Consider the following 6493-nt stretch of genomic DNA (forward strand, 5'->3'; position numbering starts at 1 on the left):
GTCCGCTGGCGTTCCTCGACCGCGCCCAGCAGCACCTCGACGCCGCGCGGCGGCATCGGCTTCACCAGGAACGCGGACGCGGCCCGCTGGGCGACCCGTGCCACGGTGCCGCCCGGTGCCCGGCCGCGCAGGTGGCAGGACTCGACGGCACGGCCCGCGCAGCCGCCCTCGATGAGCATCGCCTCCAGATGGCCCCGGGTGGTGAGGTAGGTACCGGTGGGCCGGTGGCCGGCCGCGTCGACCAGGTCGGCGAGCTGCGCCCGCAGGCCGGCCACCGCACCGTCGTCGGCACCGCCCGACAGCACCCCGCTCACCCGCAGCGTCGGCGCGCCGCCGACGCCGGCCGCCGGCGCGGAGTAGGCGACGCAGGTCGACCACAGGCTCTCCGGTGCGCCGCCGGGCGCGGAGATCCAGTCCTGCCACGCGGCCAGCACGTCGGCGGCGTCGTCCCAGGCCCAGTGGTAGGTGAACAGCACCAGCGGTGTCGCCCGGTGGGTGGCGAAGGTGAACGAGGTGACGATGCCGACGTTGCCACCGCCCGCGCCGCGCAACGCCCAGAACAGATCCGGCTCGTGGTCAGCGTCGGTGTGCACGACCTCCCCGGAAGCGAGCACCACCTCGGCGGAGACCATCCGGTCGCAGGTGAGGCCGTAGCGGCGGCCGAGCACGCCGATCCCGCCGCCCAGGGCAAGCCCGGCGATGCCCACGGTCGGGCAGGAACCTGCCGGTAGTGCCAGCCCCGCCCGCGCGAGACCGGAGTACACGTCGACGAGCAGGGCGCCGGCCCCGATCCGCGCGACCTGGCCGGGCGCCGCGGCCACCTCGGCCATCGGGGTGACATCCACGACCAGGCCGGTCGTCGTCGAATAACCGCCGTAGCTGTGCCCGCCGGCGCGGACGGTCAGCGGCAACGCCGTCCGGCGGGCGAAGTCGACGCACGCCTGGACGTCGGCGACGGAGGTGGCCTGGGCGACCGCCTGCGGCCGGATCGCGTCGAAGGCCGGGTCGAACAGCGTGCTGGCCGCGGCGTATCGCGGGTCCGCCGGGCGCAGCAGCGGGCCGGTCAGGCGCCTGTCGAGGGCCTGCCAGTCGATGCCGGAGGGGGCAGGGCGGGTGTCTGTGTGGCAGCCGGCGAGTAGCGTACTGCCCAGTCCGGCGCCGACGAGGGCCAGCCCGCCGCCGCCCGCGGCCCGTAACACCGACCGCCGGTCGGGTCCGCCCACGCGTCCTCCCAGAGAGCCATCCCGAACCCGCCGCCCGCCCGCCGCGGTGCCACCGGCATGCCGACCAGCCGGCGCATGCAGTGTGATGGGCGGCGACCGGCTGGTGGCACTGATCGGGACGGCGGGACTACCGGCGAACGTATGCCAATCCACGCGGCGACGGTGCCTCGCCGGCACGAGTGGGCTGCCGACGGCCGGCGAGTACGGCACCGAAGCCACCGCGGCCGAGCTCGTAGCCGGGCAGTGCGGCCGCCACGCGCTCGATGTCCGCGTGGTCTGTCATCCGGGCCGGGCGATCGTCGAGATCGTGCCGGCCGGGTCGATGCGCCGAACCTGGTCGTTGCCGTTGTCCGCGATGTACACGGCGCCGCTGCCGTCGACGACCGCCGAACTCGGGTTTTTGAACTGGGCCGCCATCGCCGGGCCACCGTCACCGCCGGCGCCCTCGGTACCGGTGCCCGCGATGGTGGTGATGATGCCGTTCGGGTCGATCTTCCGGATCCGGTTGTTGCGGTAGTCGGCGATGTAGAAGGTCTTCCCGTCCGGTGCGATGGACAGGGATGGCACGTTCAGCTTGGCCGACCGGGCCGGGCCGCCGTCTCCGGCGTAGCCGCTCTCCCCGGTGCCGGCGATCGTGCTGATGATGCCGTTCGGGTCGACCTTCTGGATGGTGCTGCTGCCGAGATCGGCGAAGTAGAGCGTGCCATCGTCGGCCATCGTGATGTCGTTCGGGCCGTTGATCTTCGCCTGGGTCGCCGCGCCGCCGGCGCCGCTGTAGCCGGCGACGCCGGTACCCACGTACGTCGTGATGATCCCCGCCGGGTCGATCTTCCGGATGCGGTGGTTCTCGTAGTCGGAGAAGTACACGCTGCCGTCAGGCCCGGTGGTCACCTTCTCGGCGCTGTTGAGCTGGGCGGCGGCGGCCGGGCCGCCGTCGCCGCTGTAACCCGCGGTGCCGGTGCCGGCGATCGTGGAGATCACCCCGGCGGGGGTGACTTTCCGGATGCGGCTGTTCTTCGCGTCGCCGATGTAGATGTTGCCGGCCTTGTCCCGGGCGGTGGAGCCTGGTCCGTCGAGCTGGGCCGAGGTGGCCGGGCCGCCGTCGCCGCTGCTCCCGCCCGCGCCGGTGCCCGCGAAGTCATTCTCGGCGCCCACCGGTGTGATCTTCTGGATCCGGTCGGTCGCCAGGCTGGACACGAGCAGCGAGCCGTCGGGATCGATGGCGAGGCTGTAGGGGCTCAGCCCCTGCACGGACAGGGCCGGTCCACGGTAGGCGGTGACGACCCGGGCGGCGACCGTGCGGCTGGGGTCATCCCCGCCGCCGGAGCTCGCCACGGCAAGGGCGATGCCGACGGTAAGCGCGACGACGAGGACGAAGGCGACACCGCCGATGATCCACGGATTGCGGTTGCGGGCGCCCGCGGCCTGGCGGCGCCCGGCCTGACGGGCGGGGTGCAGCGGCGCCGGCGTGGTCCCGGGCGGGTAGCCGCCCCACCCACCCGGTCCGGGTCCCTGACCGCCCCGCACCGTGGGGGCGGCGGTGAAGCCGGGGCCGCCGGGGCCGGCTGGCGTGCCAGGACGTCCCTGGTAGCCACCAGGCGGCGGGTAGCCACCCACCCTCGGTCCGCCAGGCCCAGGTCCGCCAGGCCCACTCCGGCCGCCGGATCCGCCGGGCCAGGCCGGGCCGCCGGCACCGGCGGGGATACCGAACGCGCCAGGCCCGGCTGGGTACCCGGGCCTGGCTGGGCCGGATCCCTGGGCGGGCCCGACCGGGTAACCCGGCGAGCCCGAGGTCGGCGGCCGCGGGGTGGTCGAGACGCCGAGCGCCGCCTCCCGGATCTCATCGTCCACCCGAACCTTGACCTCCGACCGGGACAGCCAGTTCGGCCCGAAGGCCCGGCTGCCGGCGCGGGCGAGTTCGAGGGCGAAATCCGCCGCGTCCGCGAAGCGGGTGTTCGGGTCCTTCGCCAGCGCACGCATGATCACCATTGAGACCGGCGGCGGAACCATGGTGAGCGGCTCCGGCATGACAGTCAGATGGTGGTGGGTAAGCGGCTGCACCGCCATCTGGCGGCCGAACAGCGGTCGGCCGGCAATCATCTCGTAGAGCACCCCGGCGAGGGCGTAGAGGTCCGTCGACGGGAACAACCGCACCCCCATGATCTGCTCGGGGGCCATGTACCGCGGGGTGCCGAGGATTGCGCTGGCCGTTGTCTCCGCCCCGTCGAAGATCTTGGCGATGCCGAAGTCGGTGACCTTGAGCAGGCCGTCGCCGGCGAACATGATGTTGTCCGGTTTGATGTCGCGGTGCAGCACGCCCTGCATGTGGGCGTTGGCCAGGGCGGCGGCGGCGGCCAGGCCGATCGAGCAGGTCGTCTCCGGGGACACCGGACCCGCGCTGATCCGCTGCTTGAGGGTGCCGCCGGAGAGCAGCTCCATCACCAGCAGGCAGGTGCCCTCGTGTTCGACGTAGTCATGGATGCGCACGATGTGCGGGTGGTCGAGCTCGGCCAGTACCCGGGCCTCGGACAGGAAGCGGGCCCGCAGACCGGGATCGTCGGAGGTGTCCAGCAGGATCTTGATGGCGACCTTGCGTCCGATGAGCCGATGCTGGCCGGCGAGGACGAGACCGTACCCGCCGCGGCCCAGGTCGCCCTCGACGGTGTAACCCGGAAGCGCCGCCTCCACGAGTGATCTGTCAATCAACAAGGTTCAGATCCGTCCGCTAACGCCGTCGGGCAGCCCGCCGCACCGCCGTCCCCGTCCCGAGCGCGGCATCCTGGCCTGCAATGACACCTTCGTCGGGTTCCTGGCGATCCTACGACCCCGACCTTCCCATTCCGCCGCCCGTCCGGGGGCGCCCCACGACGTCGGATCGGCGACATGTGCATGCTGCTGGGGTCGACAAGTGTCGGCGCCGCCACGGTCTGGATGATGCGACAGGCGTCGGATGACGGGCAGGAGTCCGGATGACGCGCCACGGACACCGATGGTGATTGTGGCGGCACACGTGTTGAACCTGCGAGGAAGGGCGTCCCACGTCATGTCGACAACCGAGCCCGCTGCCCTGGTGGCTCCGCCCGACATCACCGCGACGGCGGAATGGGCGGCGCTGACCGCGCATCTGCACGAGATGTCCGAGGTGTCGCTGCGGAGTCTGTTCGGCGCCGATCCCACCCGCGGGGAGGCGTTCACCGCTGAAACGGACGGGCTCTATCTCGACTACTCCAAGAACCGGCTGACGGCGCGCACCGTCGAGCTGCTCGCGGCGCTCGCCGGGCGGGCCCGGCTTGCCGAGCGGATCGAGGCCATGTTCCGCGGCGATCGGATCAACGTCACCGAGGACCGGCCGGTGCTGCACGTCGCGCTGCGGGCCGCGGCGGGGACCCGGATCGAGGTCGACGGGGTGGACGTGGTGCCCGAGGTGCACCGGGTGCTGGACCGGATGGCCGCCTTCGCGGAGAAGGTGCGTTCGGGCGAGTGGCGCGGGGCGACCGGCGAGCGGATCACCACCGTCGTGAACATCGGCATCGGCGGCTCCGATCTGGGCCCGGCGATGGCGTACGACGCCCTGCGCGACTACTCCGACCGCGGGCTCGCGGTCCGCTTCGTCTCCAACGTCGACCCGACCGACGTCTGGGAGGCGACGGTCGACCTCGACCCGGCGCGGACCCTGTTCATCGTCGCGTCGAAGACGTTCACCACCCTGGAGACGCTCGCCAACGCGCGGGCCGCCCGTTCCTGGCTGACGGGGACCCTCGGCGAGGACGCGGTTGCCCACCATTTCGTCGCGGTCTCGACGAATGCGGAGAAGGTTGCCGAGTTCGGCATCGACACCGAGAACATGTTCGAGTTCTGGGACTGGGTGGGCGGCCGGTATTCGGTCGGTTCGGCGATCGGGCTGTCCGTGATGATCGCGATCGGGCCGGTGGCCTTCCGCGAGTTCCTCGACGGGTTCGCCGCGATGGACACGCACTTCCGGACCGCGCCGTTCGAGCGGAACCTGCCCGTGCTGCTCGGGCTGATCGGTGTGTGGTATCGCGACTTCTACGGATTTTCCTCGCATGCCGTGCTGCCCTACAGCCAGTACCTCGGCCGCTTTCCGGCCTATCTGCAGCAGCTCGACATGGAGAGCAACGGCAAGCGCGTCGATCTCGCCGGCAGGCCGGTGGGGACACAGACCGGACCGGTGGTCTGGGGAACGCCGGGGACGAACGGGCAGCACGCCTACTACCAGCTGCTGCACCAGGGGACGACGATCGTCCCGGCCGATTTTCTCGGCTTCGTCGAGCCGAACCATCCCGGCGTGGGGCCGGCGGACGGGCCGGACCAGCACGCGCTGCTGCTGGCGAACTTCCTCGCCCAGACCGAGGCCCTCGCCTTCGGCAAGCCCGCCGCGGAGGTGGCCGCCGAGGGGATCGCCCCGGACCTCGTCCCGCACCGGACCTTCCCGGGCAACCGGCCGACCAACACCCTGCTTGCCCCGAAGCTGACTCCGTTCGTGCTCGGGCAGCTCATCGCGTTGTACGAGCACAAGGTGTTCACCCAGGGGACCATCTGGGGCATCAACAGCTTCGACCAGTGGGGTGTCGAACTCGGCAAGGTGCTCGCCGGGCGCATCGTGCCCGAGCTGACCTCCCCCGGTGCGTCGGGCTCCGCGGACTCCCTGCAGCCCCGCCACGACAGCTCGACGAACGCGTTGATCAGGCGGCTGCGCGGCGCCTGATCAATGTCGGACAGCGGCCACCCTGACCCCGTCATGTTACTCTCCGTAAACAGTTCGGGGGGTCGGTCCCGCACGGTGATCAGGACTTCGGGGGGCGGGCAGCATGCGGGTCGACGCCGGAGCCCTGACCATGTCCGTGCGGCGGTCAGGCGAGGACGTGCTCATCGAGCTCTCCGGTGAGCTCGACACCGCCGGCCGGCTGCGGTTCCGCGAGCAGATCGGCGAGTTGCTGGGCCGGGGCGGGGGGACGGTGACGGTGGACGTCGCGGGCCTGCAGCTGATCGACATCCCCGGGCTCGCCGCTCTGCTCCGGGCCGATCTGCTGCTCCGTCGCGTCCACTCCGAACTGCGGATTTCCTCGCCGACCCCGGCATTCGCCGCCCTGCTGCGCGAGACCGGCCTCGACGGTCGCCTCCGCGTCGGCGAGGGCTCTCGCCGACCCTGACGCCGATCACCTCTGCGCCGTCGGGCCGGCTGCTTCGAGAACGACGGCCCCGCGACCCGGCCGGCCGGCACCGCCGCCGTCAGCCCGCCAGCGGCGGGG

4 protein-coding genes are annotated in these 6493 nt (G+C 72.1%); 2 read left to right on the forward strand and 2 right to left on the reverse strand.

Features of this window, described 5'->3' with window-relative positions; genetic code table 11:
- Both NBZ85_RS25790 and NBZ85_RS25795 read right to left on the reverse strand, forming a co-directional pair.
- A partial coding sequence (locus tag NBZ85_RS25790; protein ID WP_261562761.1) for an FAD-binding oxidoreductase occupies window positions 1-1223 on the reverse strand: 1223 nt, incomplete at its 3' end.
- Window positions 1224-1502: 279 nt separating this feature from the next.
- Window positions 1503-3932 carry a serine/threonine-protein kinase gene (locus tag NBZ85_RS25795; protein ID WP_261562762.1) on the reverse strand — a complete coding sequence of 810 codons (2430 nt, stop codon included), beginning with the start codon at window positions 3930-3932 and terminating at the stop codon, window positions 1503-1505.
- Window positions 3933-4266: 334 nt separating this feature from the next.
- Between NBZ85_RS25795 and pgi the strand changes: the two genes are divergently transcribed.
- Window positions 4267-5949, forward strand: coding sequence for a glucose-6-phosphate isomerase (gene pgi / locus NBZ85_RS25800; RefSeq protein WP_261559571.1), 1683 nt, complete (start codon window positions 4267-4269; stop codon window positions 5947-5949).
- 103 nt (window positions 5950-6052) lie between these two features.
- A complete protein-coding gene (locus NBZ85_RS25805) occupies window positions 6053-6394 on the forward strand; it encodes an STAS domain-containing protein (RefSeq protein WP_261562763.1) in 342 nt (113 codons plus the stop codon).
- The last annotated feature ends 99 nt before the right edge of the window (window positions 6395-6493 follow it).

The sequence above is a fragment of the Frankia tisae genome, assembly GCF_025403405.1.
Lineage (GTDB): Bacteria > Actinomycetota > Actinomycetes > Frankiales > Frankiaceae > Frankia > Frankia tisai.